The 17,847-nt window shown below is 61.9% G+C and carries 16 protein-coding genes; 9 read left to right on the plus strand and 7 right to left on the minus strand.

The features are described from left to right. Window positions 1-44 precede the first annotated feature (44 nt). A complete protein-coding gene (gene ccoN, locus Q1W26_RS12885; protein WP_300440735.1) occupies window positions 45-1,466 on the minus strand; it encodes a cytochrome-c oxidase, cbb3-type subunit I in 1,422 nt (473 codons plus the stop codon). A gap of 401 nt (window positions 1,467-1,867) precedes the next feature. Between ccoN and Q1W26_RS12890 the strand changes: the two genes are divergently transcribed. Then, window positions 1,868-2,788 carry a Tim44-like domain-containing protein gene (locus Q1W26_RS12890; protein ID WP_300440738.1) on the plus strand — a complete coding sequence of 307 codons (921 nt, stop codon included), beginning with the start codon at window positions 1,868-1,870 and terminating at the stop codon, window positions 2,786-2,788. Between the two features lie 73 nt (window positions 2,789-2,861). On the opposite strand, the gene nhaR is transcribed toward Q1W26_RS12890, so the two are convergent. Beyond that, window positions 2,862-3,788 carry a transcriptional activator NhaR gene (gene nhaR / locus Q1W26_RS12895; protein WP_300440741.1) on the minus strand — a complete coding sequence of 309 codons (927 nt, stop codon included), beginning with the start codon at window positions 3,786-3,788 and terminating at the stop codon, window positions 2,862-2,864. A gap of 130 nt (window positions 3,789-3,918) precedes the next feature. Between nhaR and Q1W26_RS12900 the strand changes: the two genes are divergently transcribed. Then, window positions 3,919-4,299, plus strand: a complete 381-nt coding sequence (locus tag Q1W26_RS12900; RefSeq protein ID WP_300440744.1) for an HPF/RaiA family ribosome-associated protein — start codon at window positions 3,919-3,921, stop codon at window positions 4,297-4,299. Window positions 4,300-4,349: 50 nt separating this feature from the next. Continuing rightward, window positions 4,350-5,957 carry an NAD(P)/FAD-dependent oxidoreductase gene (locus Q1W26_RS12905; protein WP_300440747.1) on the plus strand — a complete coding sequence of 536 codons (1,608 nt, stop codon included), beginning with the start codon at window positions 4,350-4,352 and terminating at the stop codon, window positions 5,955-5,957. A gap of 19 nt (window positions 5,958-5,976) precedes the next feature. Here Q1W26_RS12905 and Q1W26_RS12910 read toward each other — a convergent pair whose 3' ends face one another. Beyond that, window positions 5,977-6,927 carry a hypothetical protein gene (locus Q1W26_RS12910; protein ID WP_300440750.1) on the minus strand — a complete coding sequence of 317 codons (951 nt, stop codon included), beginning with the start codon at window positions 6,925-6,927 and terminating at the stop codon, window positions 5,977-5,979. Window positions 6,928-7,149: 222 nt separating this feature from the next. Here Q1W26_RS12910 and Q1W26_RS12915 point away from each other — a divergent pair, with 222 nt between their 5' ends. Continuing rightward, window positions 7,150-8,604, plus strand: coding sequence for a PepSY-associated TM helix domain-containing protein (locus tag Q1W26_RS12915; protein WP_300440753.1), 1,455 nt, complete (start codon window positions 7,150-7,152; stop codon window positions 8,602-8,604). A gap of 124 nt (window positions 8,605-8,728) precedes the next feature. Here Q1W26_RS12915 and cysS read toward each other — a convergent pair whose 3' ends face one another. Further along, window positions 8,729-10,114 carry a cysteine--tRNA ligase gene (gene cysS / locus Q1W26_RS12920; RefSeq protein WP_300440756.1) on the minus strand — a complete coding sequence of 462 codons (1,386 nt, stop codon included), beginning with the start codon at window positions 10,112-10,114 and terminating at the stop codon, window positions 8,729-8,731. Window positions 10,115-10,325: 211 nt separating this feature from the next. Between cysS and Q1W26_RS12925 the strand changes: the two genes are divergently transcribed. From Q1W26_RS12925 to Q1W26_RS12945, 5 genes are all read left to right on the plus strand, one after another. After that, on the plus strand, window positions 10,326-11,504 hold the full coding sequence (locus Q1W26_RS12925; RefSeq protein WP_300440759.1) for a tetratricopeptide repeat protein: 1,179 nt from the start codon (window positions 10,326-10,328) through the stop codon (window positions 11,502-11,504). Window positions 11,505-11,566: 62 nt separating this feature from the next. After that, window positions 11,567-12,700 (plus strand): L,D-transpeptidase family protein, encoded by a 1,134-nt coding sequence (locus Q1W26_RS12930; RefSeq protein ID WP_300440761.1) that lies wholly within the window; start codon window positions 11,567-11,569, stop codon window positions 12,698-12,700. 47 nt (window positions 12,701-12,747) lie between these two features. After that, window positions 12,748-13,317: a peptidylprolyl isomerase gene (locus Q1W26_RS12935; protein ID WP_300440763.1), complete on the plus strand. Its 570-nt coding sequence runs from the start codon at window positions 12,748-12,750 to the stop codon at window positions 13,315-13,317. Between the two features lie 29 nt (window positions 13,318-13,346). Beyond that, window positions 13,347-13,841 (plus strand): peptidylprolyl isomerase, encoded by a 495-nt coding sequence (locus tag Q1W26_RS12940; protein WP_300440764.1) that lies wholly within the window; start codon window positions 13,347-13,349, stop codon window positions 13,839-13,841. A 28-nt stretch (window positions 13,842-13,869) separates the two neighbouring features. Continuing rightward, window positions 13,870-14,607, plus strand: a complete 738-nt coding sequence (locus Q1W26_RS12945; protein WP_300440766.1) for a UDP-2,3-diacylglucosamine diphosphatase — start codon at window positions 13,870-13,872, stop codon at window positions 14,605-14,607. A gap of 15 nt (window positions 14,608-14,622) precedes the next feature. On the opposite strand, the gene Q1W26_RS12950 is transcribed toward Q1W26_RS12945, so the two are convergent. From Q1W26_RS12950 to Q1W26_RS12960, 3 genes are read right to left on the minus strand one after another with little or no spacing between them, the layout of a single operon-like run. Further along, window positions 14,623-15,780 (minus strand): O-succinylhomoserine sulfhydrylase, encoded by a 1,158-nt coding sequence (locus tag Q1W26_RS12950; RefSeq protein WP_300440833.1) that lies wholly within the window; start codon window positions 15,778-15,780, stop codon window positions 14,623-14,625. Between the two features lie 26 nt (window positions 15,781-15,806). Then, window positions 15,807-17,336 (minus strand): amidophosphoribosyltransferase, encoded by a 1,530-nt coding sequence (gene purF, locus Q1W26_RS12955; RefSeq protein WP_300440768.1) that lies wholly within the window; start codon window positions 17,334-17,336, stop codon window positions 15,807-15,809. 10 nt (window positions 17,337-17,346) lie between these two features. Next, entirely contained in the window at window positions 17,347-17,838 is a 492-nt protein-coding gene (locus Q1W26_RS12960; RefSeq protein ID WP_300440770.1) for a CvpA family protein, read from the minus strand. Window positions 17,839-17,847 lie beyond the last annotated feature (9 nt).

The following is a 17,847-nucleotide window of genomic DNA, read 5'->3' on the forward strand; positions in this document are numbered from 1 at the left end:
ATAAAGTCGTGATTCGATTGAGCCATGATTATTTTTCCTCCCGATCAGGCGTGAGCGCCAGCAGGTGCCAGCACCGGAGCGTCATAAGCCTTCTGACCGGCGATCGTTTTCACCATGTTGTAGAACATGATCAGCATGCCAGCCAGGAACAGCACACCGCCCACAACACGGATGGTCCAGAACGGGTAGCTAGCCTTTACGGATTCGACGAAGGAGTAAGTCAGGGTGCCATCCGGGTTGGTGGCACGCCACATCAGTCCCTGCATAACGCCCGAGATCCACAGTGCGGCGATATAAAGCACAACGCCGGTAGTCGCAACCCAGAAGTGGGTCGTGATCAGCTTGGTGGAATACATCTCGGTCTTGCCGTACATCCGCGGGATCAGGTAGTACATCGCGCCGATTGAGACCATCGCAACCCAGCCAAGAGCACCGGAGTGCACGTGACCAACGGTCCAGTCGGTGTAGTGGGACAGGGCATTAACCGTCTTGATGGACATCATCGGACCTTCGAAGGTCGACATGCCATAGAAAGACAGGGAGGTGATCAGGAACTTCAGGATCGGGTCGGTGCGCAGCTTATGCCAGGCGCCGGACAGGGTCATGATGCCGTTGATCATGCCGCCCCAGGACGGAGCCAACAGGATCAGGGAGAAGACCATACCCACGGACTGGGTCCAGTCGGGAAGCGCGGTGTAATGCAGGTGGTGCGGACCAGCCCACATGTAGGTGAAAATCAGCGCCCAGAAGTGCACCACCGACAGGCGATAGGAATACACCGGACGGCCAGCCTGCTTGGGCACGAAGTAATACATCATGCCGAGGAAGCCCGCGGTCAGGAAGAAACCCACCGCATTATGGCCGTACCACCACTGGATCATTGCATCCTGAACACCAGCGTAGGCTGAATAGGACTTGGTCAGGGTAACGGGGATCTCGGCGCTATTGACCAGGTGCAGCAATGCCACCGTAATGATGAAAGCGCCGTAAAACCAGTTAGCCACATAAATGTGGGAGGTTTTGCGGGTCCCGATCGTACCGAAGAACACAATCGCGTAGGAAACCCAGACGACGGTAATCAGGATGTCGATCGGCCACTCCAGCTCGGCGTACTCCTTGCCGGACGTGTAGCCCAGAGGGAGCGTGATCGCAGCGAGAAGGATCACCAGTTGCCAGCCCCAGAAAGTAAAGGCAGCAAGGCCTGGGGCAAAGAGACGGGTGTGGCAGGTACGCTGGACGCAGTAGTAGGACGTCGCAAAAAGGGCACAGCCACCAAACGCAAAAATCACGGCGTTGGTGTGGAGCGGGCGAAGCCGTCCAAAGTGGAACCATTCGGCAAAGTTCAATTCGGGCCATACCAGCTGTGCTGCGGCGATAACGCCAACCAGCATGCCTACAATGCCCCAAACCACCGTCATGATGGCGAACTGCCGCACGACTTTATAGTTGTAAGTCTGCGATTGCATGTGAGTCACCTCAAGAAAAAAAAAACAAACCCCCCCGCCTACACAACGAACAAACCGCTGGCAGGCTTCCGCGGAAGGATACCCCGCGAATAGGGGGACATTTTGACACAGATCAACTTTATTGCAGCGCAGGAAAACCGGAGCACGTTGCGGCGCATGGCTTTCCGCGGAATTTGCCATATTTTCAAAATCAAGGTTTTAGAAGAATATTGTCAACCGGGCTCCATGTGCCGACTGCTGCACACAACACACTTGCAGCGCCTTCCGGCGCACCCGGCGAGGATCCGGCAGGCGCCGACATTCAGTTTTTCCCGAAACAAAAGCATAAACAATTCTGATTTTATTAATATTCACAACAAGCTAAGCTTGTAGGGTTATTTGCTTACCAACAGGAGACACGCATGAAATCCTTTGCCCTGCTCACCGCCACACTGGCGCTGGGCCTCACGCTGGCTGCGGGCGATGCCGATGCGGCCAAACGCTTTGGTGGCGGCAAGTCGTCAGGCATGCAGCGCCAGGAAATGAGTCAGCCCAAGTCCGCAAACGCCACGCCGGCCTCGCCGGCCCAGGCTCCGGGAGCTGCTGCAGCTCCGACCCGCGCCCAGCAGGCTGGCGCAGCAGCAGCTCCGCAAGCCCAGCCGAAGCGGTCGTGGATGGGACCGCTCGCCGGTCTCGCCGCCGGTATCGGCCTGGCAGCGCTGGCCTCCCACTTCGGTTTTGGTGAGGAACTGGCCTCGATGATGATGATGGGCCTGGTCGCCGTCGCAGTGATGCTGCTGATCGGCTTCTTTATGCGTCGCCGGGCAGCAGCTCAACGGCCGGCGCTCGCTGGCGCAGGTGGCATGCAATACGCCGGTCAGACAGCGACGCCCTACGCCGCACCTCAGCCGGACCAAGTCTACGGCAGCAGCGCACCGATCGCCGATACGGCCGCACCGGTCGGAAACATCCCCGCCGACTTCGATGCAGAAGCCTTCGTTCGCAACGCCAAGCTGAACTTCATCCGCCTGCAGGCCGCCAACGATACGCGCAACCTTGACGACATCCGTGAATACACCACCCCGGAACTGTTCGCGGAGATCAAGATGAACTGGATGGACCAGGTCAGCGGCAGCCAGAAGACCGACGTTGTCTCACTGAACGCAGAAGTCCTTGATGTCGCCGAGGAAGCGGCCCGCTACATTGTCAGCGTGCGCTTCACCGGCCTGCTGCGCGAAGAGGCCAATGCAGCGCCTGAAGCCATCGACGAGATCTGGCACCTTACCAAGCCGCGCAGTGGCAACGCAGGCTGGGCCGTCGCCGGAATCCAGCAGAACGCCTGACGCTCCGGCAGATACGAAATCACATGCCCCCGCCCCTGCCCGAGCCACCGGCTCCAGCAGGGGCGTTTTGTTTTCAGGGCGCCAGCGGCAGGCCGTCCTCTCCGCTCTCGAGCAATTCAAAGCCCGTCTTCGCCGCCTCGGAAATCGCCAGCACGCAGGGATGGGTCAGACGCCGCTCGACCGAAATCGCAAAATACTCGATCCGCACCTCCTCGGCCCGCCCGAGCAGGACCAGCTCACCTCCCGCCAGCGTCTCCTGCTCAATCGCGGTTGGCACGGCGAATACCCCCACCCCTGCCCGCCCAAAGGCAGTCATCAGGGCCGTGTCATCAAACTCTCCGGCGATGCGGGGACGCAGGTGCTTGCGATCCAGCCAGTCCACCAGCTTGCGCCGGATGGCCGAATCCTCGCCGGGAAGCAAAGCCGGCATATCGCCGATGCATTCAGGGAAAGGCTTGCTCATGCTGCCAACCAGCGCATGGGCCGCAAAGAAACTGAGTCCCGAGTCCCCAAGGCGGTGGTTGTAGGCACGCACATCCACGGACGGAGGAATCGGCGAATCGGCGATCACCAGATCAAGCCGATGAATCGCCAGTTCGGCGAGCAGCCGGTCGAGCCGCCATTCCCGACAAATGATGCGAACCGGATCGGCCGGGTCCACTGCTGGCCTCATCAGACGATAAGCCAACGATTTGGGCACAGCGTCTGACACACCAACCCGAAACTCCACCGGCCGCCCCTTCGGGTAATGCCGAAGAGCCTGCTCGAGTTCGGCACTGATAGAGAACATCTCGTCGGCGTACTCCATCGCCAGCCGCCCTGCCGGTGTCAGCTCCAGAGCCCGGCCGTCACGGGCGAACAGCTGGGTATCAAGGCTCTCCTCGAGAAGCCGGATCTGCCCGCTTATGGTTTGAGGCGTGATGTGCAGTGCCTCACCAGCCTTGACGACACCGCCACTGCGTGCAGTTTTCCAGAAATAAAAGAGATGTTTCAGGTTCATGCAGATTTCCGGCGCAGATCCGCCCAGGTTCGTTATTTTCGAAGTGTACGATCATATATTGCGACTTTATATTCATGCCAGCTCAATCTAGAGTAACTGGAAGCTTGGCAACGCAAGGAGAGATCGCATCATGGAAATCCAGATCAAGACCAGCGGACTACCCGCAGCCAAGAAGCTGCGTGCCCACGCAAGCGCTCGCATCGGAGCCACCCTTGGCCGTTTCGGCCACATGGTTCAGTCGGTCAGCGTGCGGCTCAGCGATATCAACGGGCCGCGCGGCGGGGCAGACAAGCTGTGCCGAATCGTGATCCAGATGAAAACCCGCTCACTGGTACTGGAGGAACTCGGAGCCGACATGCGCCGGGTCATCGACCGCCTGGCCGACCGGGTCCAGCACAACGTGTGCCGCCAACTGGAACAACTTGCGCGCCTGGATCTGCAGCTTTCAGGCGCACGACTGCCCGTTCCCATAACTCGCCAGAGCCCTCCCCGCACCCGGAATTCCGGATAAAATCGCAGCCCGAACGCCATCTGCGGGGAAAAAATCCCCGCCATGCACTCATGCTGCGACTCTCCGAACTCCGCCTCCCCCTCGATCACTCCGCGGATGCCTTGCCTGACGCCATCGCCAGGCGCCTGAACATCCCGAAGGAGGACGTGCTCAGCTTCACCGTCTTCAAGCGCAGCTACGACGCGCGCAAGAGCCATTCCTTGTCCCTCATCTACATCGTGGACATCGAGGTGAAGAACGAAACGGTACTACTGAAGAAATTCAGCGGGGATCTACACCTCAAGCCAACCCCGGACATGGAATACCATTTCGTGGGCAAGGCTCCGCCGGATGTCGCCAACCGTCCGGTGGTGATCGGCTTTGGCCCCTGCGGCATCTTCGCCGCGCTGATTCTCGCCCAGATGGGCTTCAAACCCATCGTGCTCGAGCGCGGCAAAGCAGTGCGCGAGCGGACCCAGGACACCTGGGGCCTGTGGCGCAAGAACACCCTCAACCCGGAATCCAACGTGCAGTTTGGCGAAGGCGGTGCGGGCACCTTCTCTGACGGCAAACTCTACAGCCAGATCAAGGATCCGAAACACTACGGCCGCAAGGTGATCAGCGAGTTCGTCAAGGCTGGTGCACCGGAAGAAATCCTCTACGTTTCCAAGCCTCACATCGGCACGTTCCGGCTGGTTGGCATGGTTGAAACCATGCGTGCCGAAATCATTGAACTGGGCGGCGAGATCCGCTTCCAGCAACGCGTTACCGATATCGTCATCGAAGACGGCCAGGTGCGCGGCGTGAAAACGGCCAGCGGTGACGAGATCCGCAGCGACCACGTCGTGCTGGCCCTCGGCCACAGCGCCCGCGACACCTTCGAGATGCTCCACGCACGGGGCGTCTTCATGGAAGCCAAGCCCTTCTCGGTGGGCTTTCGCATCGAGCACCCGCAATCGCTGATCGACAAGGCCCGCCTCGGCCCCCACGCCGGCCACCCGCTGCTCGGCGCGGCCGACTACAAGCTGGTGCACCACGCCTCCAACGGCCGGGCGGTGTATAGCTTCTGCATGTGCCCGGGTGGCACGGTGGTGGCTGCAACCTCCGAACCGAACCGGGTCGTGACCAACGGCATGAGCCAGTACTCGCGCAACGAGCGCAACGCCAACGCCGGCATCGTTGTCGGGATCACGCCGGAAGACTTCCCCGGTGAAGGGCCGCTGGCAGGCATCGAACTCCAGCGCCAGCTCGAGAGCCGCGCCTTCGAACTGGGTGGCGGCACTTATGAGGCACCGGGCCAGCTGGTGGGTGATTTCCTGCAGGGCAAGCCCTCCACACAACTGGGCAGCGTCGAACCGTCCTACAAGCCCGGGGTGCATCTCACCGACCTCTCCAGCGCCCTGCCCGACTATGCGATCGCCGCCATGCGCGAGGCGATTCCGGCCTTCGACCGCCAGATCAAGGGCTTCAACCTCTACGACGCCGTCCTCACTGGCGTCGAGACACGCACCTCGTCTCCGCTGCGCATCACCCGCGGCGAAAACTGCCAGAGCCTCAACGTAAAAGGCCTTTACCCGGCCGGCGAAGGCGCCGGCTACGCGGGGGGAATCCTGTCGGCGGGGGTTGATGGCATTCGTGTTGCGGAAGCACTGGCAATCGACATGCTGAAGCAGGCCTGAGCCCTGGCAGCTACGGCCGTCAGCGCGTCACAAAGGAACGAAAACGGTTTTCCCGCCCGAGCATCAACCGGCCAAACTCGTCGAGCATGGCCGCACCGATGGACTCGGGCGACAGCGTACAGGACGCGTACCCCAGGCGTTCGAGGTTGCGAGACTCCATCACGATGACGTGGTTATCGAAATCCACCCGCCAAACCACCAGCACGCTGATTTCATCGGCCACAGTGAATGCGCCGTGCTCCAGCTCCCGCTGGCGGTTGCGCCGCTCCCGGCATTCAAACTTGAGCCCGAGATCAAAAAGCAACTGGCGCAGCCTCTCAACCCCGCTGCCGAGGCGTTCGAGATTCCGCGCGCCTGGCCCCTTGAGCGTGTAGCCGAGGGTTACCCGCTCGATATGCCCGCCCTCCCGCTCGGCCTGGGTACGAAAATCGGAGAAACCCTCCAGCCACGCCAGGTTGCGGAAGGCATCGTCGGAATCAAGGAAAAAATAGCTGCGGGCAACTGCCGGCTTGAGGTAATTGAGCTGGGTCGTCAGATCATGAAAATACTCGAACAACCCGCGTAGCCGCCGGTCGAGATCCTCCCTTTCCGCATCGACCTGCCGCGAAGCGTCGCTCGCTTCCTGCTGCCGGCTGACAACCTCGCCCTTCAACTGGTCGAGAAGTCCCCCTTGAGCACGAAGCGGAGCGGCCTGCGGGCCGGGCTGTGGGGCTGACGGCGCCTCGGCCACGCGAACCGGTGGAAATGCCGCGTCCGCAGGCACATCGGGAAACAGGGTGGAAGACACACGCAGACCTGAATGACGGGCATCCAATGCCTGCACGCGCTGACGTGCCGACTCGATATCGAAGGCTGCGATATCGGCCATCAGCGCAGCCGCGTCGGCATCCAGGCCGGTGGAATCAGCAGCGGAACAATCGGACGAAAGAGCGCTGAGCGCGGAAGGTTTTGGGAGCACGGCGGTCGGCAAGCCACATAGGCGGCAAGGTCGGCATGGCAAAAGGGATGCCATTATCGTTCTCTCGCTCACCGGCCGGCAAGATGCAATAAATCTGCAGGGCACATGACAACGAACTGCGTCGGCGCAGCCTCGTCCTCATCCGCCGCCGGCAACAGATGGATCGGCAGATGACGGATGGAGGTGTGCGTCTTTCCCCCGCCCCCCGGCCGCCGATGGCACAATCCCGCGCCCATGAAAGCTCTCGTCTCACGCACCCTCTACCTCATCCACCGCTGGCTCGGCATTGCCACCTGCCTGCCGGTCCTGATGTGGTTCGTCTCCGGGCTGGTGATGCTCTACGTCCCCTTCCCTAAACTCACCGCGGAGGAACGCCTGCCCCACCTGGCACCGATTGCGGCCGAAGCCTTACGGTTCAGCCCGGCAGCGGCGCTAGCGGCCTGTCCGGGCAAGTTCCGCGGCGTTCGACTGGCGATGTCCGGCGCACGTCCTGCCTACCATTTCATGCTCGACAGTGGCGCATGCAGCGTATGGGCCGATACGGGCGAGCCCCTGGGACCGGTGTCGCCGGAGGCTGCACGAGCACAGGCCCGGGATTTTCTGGGCACCACCGATGTCGGCCCCGCCGAAGTCATCGAACGCGACCAATGGACGGTCTACGCCAGCTATAACGCCCACCGCCCCCTGTACAGGATCGCCGCGAACGATGCCGCCGACAGTGTGATTTACGTCTCCCCCCGCAGCGGCGAAGTGCTGCTCGACACCACCCGATTCGAACGCGGCTGGAACTGGATTGGCACCGTACTGCACTGGATCTACTTCACGCCACTGCGCAGCGGAGGCGATTCAGACACCTGGCGCTGGATCGTGATGGGGCTGTCCTTCCCGGCACTGCTGGCCGCCAGCAGCGGGCTGTGGCTGGGACTGACACGACTGCGTATCGTCAAACGCTACCCCCGCGGGCAAGTCACACCCTACCGGGGCACGAAACGGTGGCACCACCTGCTCGGCCTCACTGCCGGTCTGTTCGCATTTACGTGGCTGCTCTCCGGCTGGCTGTCGGTTCACCCCTTCGGCCTGCTCAAACTGAACGGCCTGCCGCCCGGGGCTGCGCGACAACTGGCTGGTGGGGCATTGCGCGCATCAGACGACCTGCCCCTGCTCAAACGCCAGCTCGCCCGAGCCCCGGAGGCGCGCGAAGCCGAGTGGTTCCGCTTCGGCGGCAGGGACTACCTGGAGATCGGTACGGACACCGTCAAACTGCGTTTCGACGACCAGGCTGCCGCCGCGGCGCCCATCCCTCCCGAAACCTTCGCGGCCGCCATTCAGTCAATAGAAAAGGCAGCCATCGCCAGCGCCGAACTGATCCACGCCGAAGACCTGTATTACTACAGCCGCAGCACGCCGCGCGCCCTGCCGGTCGTGCGCATCCGCCTCGCCGATCCGGAAGAAACCACCTGGTATCTCGACCCAGCCACTGGCCGCATCCTGCTGCGGGTGGACAACGCCAGCCGCGCCCATCGCTGGATCTTCAACGCGCTTCACCGCCTGGACTTCCCGCCCCTCGGCTACAGCTCCGCCTGGACCACAGTGATCACGACGCTCTGCCTGCTGGGTGCGCTGCTGGCCGCCAGCGCCTGTGTTATCGGCTGGCGCCGCATCAAGCAGAAAAGAACTTCGCGCAGCTGAGCGATACGTCAAGGACGTGGATGCAGAGCCGATCGAAATGTGCGGCTCAAACAGCGAAGCGGGATTTAAAGAACGGGAAGCTGGAAATCGTCCCGGCTCAACGCCTTGACGTCCCCGCCAGGCCTCAGGCCCGGCGCCAGATCGTTCCCTGCGGCGTATCTTCGAGAGCGATGCCGTCGGCCAGCAACTCGGCGCGCAGACGGTCGGCCTCGGCAAAATTACGGGCTCTCTTGGCTTCGATACGCGCGGCGATCCTTGCTTCGATGCTGGCCGTTTCTTCGTCGCCACCGGCTTCAACGCCCCCTTGCAGGAAAGCCTGCGGATCCTGCTCAAGCAAGCCCAGCACCTGGCCAAGCGCCTTGAGCTGGGCCGCAGCCTGAGCCGACTGATCGCGGTTCACTTCGTTGGCCAGATCGAACAACACCGCAACGGCCTCGGCCGTATTGAAGTCGTCGTCCATCGCCAGCTTGAAACGGGCCGCCATCGGCGCGGACCAATCCACGTCGGCGGCGCCCACCGGCGGCACGTTGCGCAGGGCGGTGTATAGACGCGACAGCGCATGGCGGGCATCCACCAGATGGGCGTCGGAATAATTCAGCGGGCTGCGGTAATGGGCACGCAGAATGAAGAAACGCACCACCTCGGGCGCGTACTCCTTGAGCACGTCACGAATGGTGAAGAAGTTGCCGAGACTCTTCGACATCTTCTCGTCATCCACGCGCACGAAACCGTTGTGCATCCAGTAATTGACGAAGGAACATTGATGGGCCCCTTCGCTCTGGGCGATCTCGTTCTCGTGATGCGGAAACTGCAGATCTGCCCCGCCACCGTGAATGTCGAAGTGATCGCCAAGCAGCTCGGAACTCATCGCCGAGCACTCGATGTGCCAGCCCGGGCGGCCAGCCCCCCAGGGAGACGCCCATTTCACTTCGTCGGGCTCTTCCGGACGGGCGTGCTTCCACAACACAAAATCCAGCGGATCGTGCTTGCCACCCGCCACCTCGACACGCTCGCCGGCACGCAGCTCGTCCACGGATTTGCCTGACAGCTTGCCGTAGCCCTCGAACTTGCGTACCGCGTAACACATGTCTTCATTGGCGGCCTTGTAGGCCAGGCCGTTGTCCACCAGATTACCGATCAGCTTCTGCATCGATTCGACAAACTCGGTAGCCCTCGGCTCATGATCCGGCCGCAGCACTCCCAGCGCATCGGCGTCTTCGTGCATCGCAGCAATGAAGCGGTCGGTCAGCGCGCGGATGCTTTCGCCGTTCTCACCGGCACGCTTGATGATTTTGTCGTCGATGTCGGTGATGTTCCGCACATAAGTGACGTTATAGCTGCTGGCCCGCAACCAGCGCGCAACCATGTCAAAAACCACCATCACCCGCGCGTGGCCCAGGTGACAGTAATCATAAACGGTCATCCCGCAAACATACATGCGCACCTTGCCGGGCTCGATGGGGGTGAACTGCTCCTTTTTTCGCGAAAGGGAGTTATGAATTTTCAACATGAGAAAGACCGCAATGAAACCGAATGGGAAGAGGGGAATTCACGGAAAACTGCCGGAGGAGAACCCTGACTGGCTCGCGGACGCCGCCGCCGACAGAGAATCGGGGAACGCACATGGCCGGCAGCGGAGCTTCTTGATAAAATGGCTCTCTTGTCATCAACCCATCCCCACGAGACCCCGCGTGCCTGCGTACGCCGGCGAATCATATCACATGTCAAAACGTGCCCTGGCCGTATCCCTGCTACTCGCAAGCCTGCTCTGCAGCCCCGTCCGGGCTGACTCCCTCCAGGATCTGCAATCCCTTGTAAAACAGGGGCAGCTGACACAGGCCCTCGAAAAAGCCGACCAGCTTCTCGCCGCCAAGCCGCGGGATGCCCAGGTGCGCTTTCTGAAGGGCGTCGTACTGTCTGAGCTCAACCGGGGCAGCGAAGCAGTCGCGGTTTTCCAGAAGCTCACCGAGGACTACCCCGAACTGCCCGAGCCTTACAACAACCTGGCCGTGCTCTACGCCCAGCAACGTCAGTACGACAAGGCACGTAGCGCACTCGAAATGGCGATCCGCACCCATCCGAGCTACGCCACCGCCCACGAAAACCTCGGCGACATCTACGCCCGTCTGGCCAGCCAGGCCTACGACAAGGCCCTGGCCCTGGACTCGTCCAATGCGGCAGCCCAGAACAAGCTGGCGATGATCCGCGAAATGATGAGCGTCACCGGCAAGACGGTTCGCCCGGCTGCAGTGGCCAGCGCCGCACCCGCCGCCCGGACGCAGCCTCCCGCTGCACCCGCCCCCGCCGCAGCTCCGGCCGTGATCGCAGCAGCCAAGCCCGTTGCGCCGCCGCCAGTAGCTGCCGCACCGGCGCCGAAGCCGGCAATCCCGCCAGTCGCAATGGCCCCGGTTGCGGCTGCACCTGCAGCAGCCAAACCCGCAGCACCTGCTGCGCCTTCTGCCAAGCCGGTTACCGCGCCGCCGGCGCCCGCTGCAGCCGCACCGGCAGAGCTCAAGCCCACCGCCAAACGTCCCGAGCCGAAAGACGAGACGCCACAACAGGCAGCCGCCATCGCCAAAGCGGTCCAGAGCTGGGCCGGCGCGTGGTCGAAGAAAGACGTGAAATCCTACCTGGGCCACTACGCCAAGGATTTTGAGCCGCCCAAGGGCCTGAACCGCAAAACCTGGGAAGAGGAGCGCAGTGCCCGCCTGACCAAGCCCGGCAACATCGAAGTTGATCTCGAAAACGTCAAGGTCGTCAGCGTATCGGGCGATCGCGCCACCGTGAAACTCCGGCAGCACTATCGCTCTGCCAACTTGTCCACCTCATCGAACAAGACACTCGGTCTTGTCCTGCAGGATGGCAAATGGGTGATTCAACAGGAGCGGGTTGGCGGTTGATGTATCAATTGCTGCGTGCATTGCTCGGAGGGCTTGCGCTGCTGCTGGCGTGCGGCCCTCTCATGGCTCTCGATGCCGAGGTTTCTCGTGTGCCGGGTGGCGACGCGGACGCCGCCCTCGGCGCCGTCTTCAAGGACATCGAACAAAGCCGGCTCGGCAGCGCGCTCGAGAAAGTCGACGCGCTGCTCGTCGGCTATCCGAATTTCCGCCTCGCCCACCTGATTCGCGGCGACCTGTTGCTCGCCCGCACGCGCCCCCTCGTTTCTTTCGGAAACCCGCAGGATGCTCCGGCCGACAAGCTTGCCGACCTGAGGGAAGAGGCCGTCGCCCGGCTCAAGGCGTACCGCAACCGGCCGCCCAGCAACTACGTGCCCCGCTACCTGCTCCAGATGGAGCCAGAGCAAAAATACGCGATCGTCGTCGACACCCAGCGCTCACGACTCTACATCTACCAGAACGACAACGGCCGGCCGCGCTTCGTAGCCGACTACTACATCACCCACGGCAAGCTCGGCGCCGAAAAGGCCCGCGAAGGCGACAAGCGCACCCCTGTCGGCGTCTATCATGTCACCGCCAATCTGCCCCGGCAGAAACTCTCCGACTTCTACGGCAGCGGCGCCTTTCCGATCAGCTATCCCAACGAATGGGATCGCCAGCAGGGGCGAGATGGCCATGGAATCTGGCTGCATGGCACGCCCAGCGACACCTACTCCCGCCCGCCCCGCGCCTCGGATGGATGCGTGGTTCTGACCAACCGGGATCTGGATGCCCTTTCCAGTTATCTGCAGATCGGCCTCACCCCGGTCATCATCAGCAACACCATCGAATGGCTCAGCGTTGACGACTGGGCCAGCGAGCGCAAATCACTCAACCGCCAGATCGAAGACTGGCGCAAGGACTGGGAGAGCCGCGACGTTGATCGCTACCTCGCCCACTACTCCAAAAACTTCCGCAACAGCGAAGGCGGCTACGAACAGTGGGCCCGGCAGAAGCGCCTTGTTACCGCCAGCAAGAACTGGGTCAAGGTCGACCTCGGCAAGCTCAGCGTCTTCCGCAGCCCCGGCAAACAGGATCTGATCGTCGTTACCTTCGAGCAGGACTATCGAAGCAACAATCTTTCCAATGTCCTCAAGAAGCGCCAATACTGGCTCAAGGAAGGCGGCCGCTGGAAAATCGTTTACGAGGGCTTCGCCTGACAAAGCCTCGCCCCCGATGCACCCTCAAACCCGCACCAGGACATCCCATGAAGAAGATCCTTCTTGCCCTCACCCTTGCCGGCCAGGCATTGATCGCCGCCGCCGCCAATCCCCAGGTTGAACTGAACACAAGCGCCGGTACCATCGTGCTCGAGCTTTACCCGGAAAAGGCCCCGAAAACCGTAGCCAACTTCCTCGAGTACGTAAAAAGCGGCTTCTATGACGGGCTGGTTTTCCATCGTGTGATCGACGGCTTCATGATCCAGGGTGGCGGCATGAACGCCAAGCTGGAAGAGAAACAAACCCGGCCCCCCATCGAGAACGAAGCAAAGAACGGCCTCAAGAACGATGCTGGCACCATTGCCATGGCCCGCACCCAGAACCCCCATTCGGCCTCGGCCCAGTTCTTCATCAACCTCGAGGACAACCGCTCGCTCAACTACCCGTCACCTGACGGCTGGGGCTATGCAGTCTTCGGCAAGGTCACCGGCGGCATGGATGTCGTCCGCAAGATCGGCAAGGAGCCGACCACCACCCGCGGTTACCAGCGCGACGTTCCGGCAACCCCGATCCTGATCCAGTCGGCACGCCAGCTGCCCGAAAAATCCGCCAAATAAAACCCACCCACATCCCACAGGAGAACACCATGGCAGTCAAACTCATCACCAATCACGGCGACATCGTCATCGAACTGGATGCCGAAAAAGCGCCCGAATCCGCCAAGAACTTCATCTCCTACGTTGAAGCCGGCCACTACAACAACACGGTTTTCCACCGCGTGATCAACGGCTTCATGATCCAGGGCGGCGGTTTCGAGCCCGGCATGAAACAAAAGCCCACCGGCGCCCCGATCAAGAACGAAGCCGACAACGGCCTCAAGAACGAAGCGGGCACCATCGCCATGGCGCGCACCCAGGATCCCAACTCAGCCACCGCCCAGTTCTTCATCAACGTGGCCGACAACGACTTCCTCAACTACCGCTCCCCCGACGTGCAAGGCTGGGGCTACTGCGTCTTCGGCCGCGTCAGCGAAGGCATGGACGTTGTGAACAAGATCAAGAGCGTCAAGACCGGCACCAGCGGCTTCCACCAGGACGTGCCGAAGGAAGACGTGATCATCCAGCGCGCTGAAGTCATCTAAGCAGCACGCAAAAAGGGGCGACCGGCGCATGCAAATCCACTTCATTTCCGATCTGCATCTGTGTGCCGATCGCCCGGCACTTACCGCGGTTTTCGAGCGCTACCTCGCCGGCCCCGCCCGGGCGGCCAAGCGCCTCTACATCCTAGGCGACCTCTTCGAATACTGGGCCGGAGACGACGACGTCGACGACCCGCTCGCGGCCCTTGTCGCCAGCCGGATCAAAGCCCTTGCCGAAGCCGGCTGCAACGTCTTTTTCATGCCCGGCAACCGCGACTTCCTGCTCGGCACCGACTTTGCCGGGCGCGCCAGTCTCGAAATCCTGCCCGAGCCCACGCTGATCATGCTGGATGAGCAGCCCGCCGTGCTGTGTCACGGCGACAGCCTGTGCACCGACGACATCGCCTACCAGGCCTTCCGCAACCAGGTTCGCAATCCGGCCTGGCAAGCCCAGTTCCTCACCCAGCCGCTCGCCGTGCGCAAGCAGATCATTGCGGGCGTACGCATGAAGAGCGAAGAAGCAAAGTCGGAAAAAGCCGCGGCCATCATGGACGTGAACACCACCGCCGTCACCGCCCTGCTCCGCGAGAACGGTTTTCCCCGTCTGATCCACGGCCATACCCACCGACCAGCCGAGCATTCTCTGAACGTGGAAGGTCACGTCTGCGAGCGTTGGGTGCTCGCCGACTGGCGTGAAGAAAACGGGGAAGCGAAAGGAGAGGTGCTGGTGTGGGCTGACGGAAAACTCTCCCGCCAGCCCCTTTACTGAACCCGCCGAGGCGGTTTAAAGCATCGCTAGACCGCGGGCCAGATCGACCTTCAGGTCTTCGATCGACTCCAGGCCTACCGCAACGCGCAGCAGGCTCTCGCGGATTCCTGCTGCTTCGCGAGCTTCGGGCGAAATCCGGCCGTGGGTGGTGGAAGCCGGATGCGTCAGCGTCGTCTTGGTATCGCCGAGGTTGGCGGTGATCGACACGACGCGGGTCGCATCCACCACTTTCCAGGCTTCCTCACGGCCGCCCGTCACTTCAAAACTGACAATCGCCCCGCCGCTGCTCTGCTGGCGAAGCGCCAGTTCGTACTGCGGATGGGAAGGCAGCCCCGGGTAATGAACCCGTGCCACCTGCGGCTGGGCCTCCAGCCAGGTGGCAAGTTCAAGGGCGCCGGCCGACTGGGCGGCCATGCGGATCTTCAAGGTTTCAAGACCCTTCAGGATGATCCACGCATTAAACGGCGAAATGCACGGCCCGGCAGTGCGCAAGAACTTCAGCACTTCGTCTACCAGCACCTTGCTGCCACACACCGCGCCGCCAAGCACCCGCCCCTGACCGTCGAGATACTTGGTGGCCGAGTGGATTACCAGATCGGCACCAAACTTGAGCGGTTGCTGCAGAGCGGGCGAGCAGAAGCAGTTATCGACCGCCAGCAGCGCCTTCGCCTCGTGGGCGATGGCGGCCACTGCGGCGATATCCACCAGCTCGGTCAGCGGATTCGAAGGCGACTCGACGAAGAACAACTTGGTGTTCGGCGTAACGGCCGCCCGGTATGCATCCAGGTCAGTGGCCGCCACAAAGGTGGTGACGATGCCGAAACGCGACAGGATGTTGCCGAACAACTGCTGGGTTGCGCCAAAAAGCCCGCGAGAGGCAATCACGTGATCACCGGCACTCAGTAGCGCCATCACCGTGGACAGAATCGCGGCCATGCCGGAAGCCGTCGCCACGCAGGCTTCGGCACCTTCAAGCGCCGCGAGGCGCTGCTGCATGGCGGTGACGGTCGGGTTCGTGAAGCGGGCGTAAACATTGCCCTCCTGCTCACCCGAGAAACGCGCGGCCGCCTCGGCCGCACTACCAAACACGAAACTCGACGTGAGGTAGAGCGCCTCGGAGTGCTCGTTGAACTGGCTGCGCTCGATCCCCGCCCGTACTGCCAGCGTGTCCATGCTCAGACCGCTGATGGGATTGGTACTCAACTTTCGCTCCGTGAAATGAGGTTCAGATCAAGCTGGCCCGGCGCCTCTTCCGACTCCGACTTGCTGGCTGCGTCGTTACGCTGGTTTTCGACGCCGGAAAGGTACTCCGGGGTCACGTCACCCGTGACATAGAAGCCGTCGAAACACGAGGTTTCGAAAACCGTGATGGCCGGGTTGATCGCCTGCACCGCCGCCTTGAGGTCGTCCAGATCCTGGTAGATCAGCGCGTCGGCACCGATCTCGCGGCAGATCTCCTCTTCGTTGCGGGTGCCAGCAATAAGCTCGTTCTTGGTCGGCATGTCGATGCCGTAGACGTTGGCATAGCGCACCGGGGGCGCAGCCGATGCCATGTACACCTTGGTTGCTCCAGCATCGCGGGCCATTTGCACGATCTCCCGGCTGGTCGTACCACGCACGATGGAATCATCCACCAGCAATACGGCCTTGCCCTTGAACTCCTGATGGATCGTGTTGAGTTTCTGGCGCACGGATTTCTTGCGGATCGCCTGGCCCGGCATGATGAAGGTGCGACCGATGTAGCGGTTCTTGACGAAGCCTTCGCGATAAGGTGCGTTCAGGTGATGGGCCATTTCCATCGCCGACGGACGGCTCGAATCGGGAATCGGAATCACCACGTCGATCTTCAGGTGCGGCATGGTTGCGCGCAGCTTGCGGGCGAGGAACTCGCCCATCTTGATGCGCGCGTCGTACACCGAGATGCCGTCGATCAGTGAATCCGGACGAGCCAGGTAAACGAATTCGAACATGCACGGCGCGTGCACCGTGTGGGTTGCACACTGGCGGCTGTGGAAGCGGCCTTCGGTATCGATCAGGATTGCCTCACCTGGGGCCACATCGCGCACCAGCTTGAAACCCATCACGTCAAGGGCGACGCTCTCGGAAGCCACCAGCCACTCGGTGCCGTTCGGCGTGTCGTGGCGACCGATGACCAGCGGACGGATGCCGTACGGGTCGCGGAAGGCCACGAGGCCGGTTCCGGAGATCATGGCCACGGCGGCATAGGCTCCACGGCAGCGGCGATGCACACCGGCGACTGCGGTAAAGACCGTTTCTTCATCAAGGCGGAAGCTCTTGGCTGCAGCCTGAAGCTCATGGGCCAGTACGTTGAGCAGCACTTCGGAGTCGGAATTGGTGTTGATGTGCCGAAGATCGGACAAGAACATCTCCCGCTTCAGCTCTTCCGAATTCGTCAGATTGCCGTTGTGGGCAAGCATCAGCCCGAACGGAGAGTTCACATAAAAAGGCTGCGCTTCGGCCGCCGCGGACGCCGAGCCGGCCGTCGGGTAGCGCACGTGGGCAATGCCCCAGTTGCCGGGCAGATCGCGCATGTTGCGAGTGCGGAACACATCGCGCACGAGCCCTGAGCCCTTGTGCATGTGGAAACGCCCACTTTCCGCCGTCGCAATACCCGCTGCGTCCTGCCCCCGGTGCTGAAGCACCTGCAGGCCGTCATAAAGAAGCTGATTGACGGGTGTCGTCGCTACTACGCCCAGAATCCCACACATTTCAAACCACCTATCGGTATCGAAGTCTTTTTGCCAACGGCTCGGGAAGCCAAGGTCTGGAGGCCGTCACTGCGGTTTCGAGCGGTGCGGACAGGCTCGCCTCTTGCCACCAGACCTCCTTCGCGAACCCACTCATGCCGACGAGCAACGCCAATGCAAATACGATCAAGCCGCCCCTGACGGCGCCAAAGCAGGCACCGAGAAAACGGTCAACAACCCCAAGCCCGGCCGCGCGAATGAGTTCGCCCAAAGCCCGGCGCAGGATCGCCACCAGAATGAGAACAGCAACAAAAATGATCAGAAATGACGCCGGCCCCTGCAGCAAAGGCTCGGAAACCCATGTCGCAGCCAGAGGCTGAACCTGCGGCATGAATGATTTTGCTGCCACAAACGCCAGCAACCAGGCTCCCAGCGCCAGCACCTCGGACAACAGCCCGCGCCAGAATCCAAGCGCGGCAGACAGACCGACGAGGGCGAGGAGCGCGTAATCGAATCCGCTCAAAAGCCTGCG

The sequence above is a fragment of the Zoogloea sp. genome (genome assembly GCF_030157465.1).
Taxonomy (GTDB): Bacteria; Pseudomonadota; Gammaproteobacteria; order Burkholderiales; family Rhodocyclaceae; genus Zoogloea.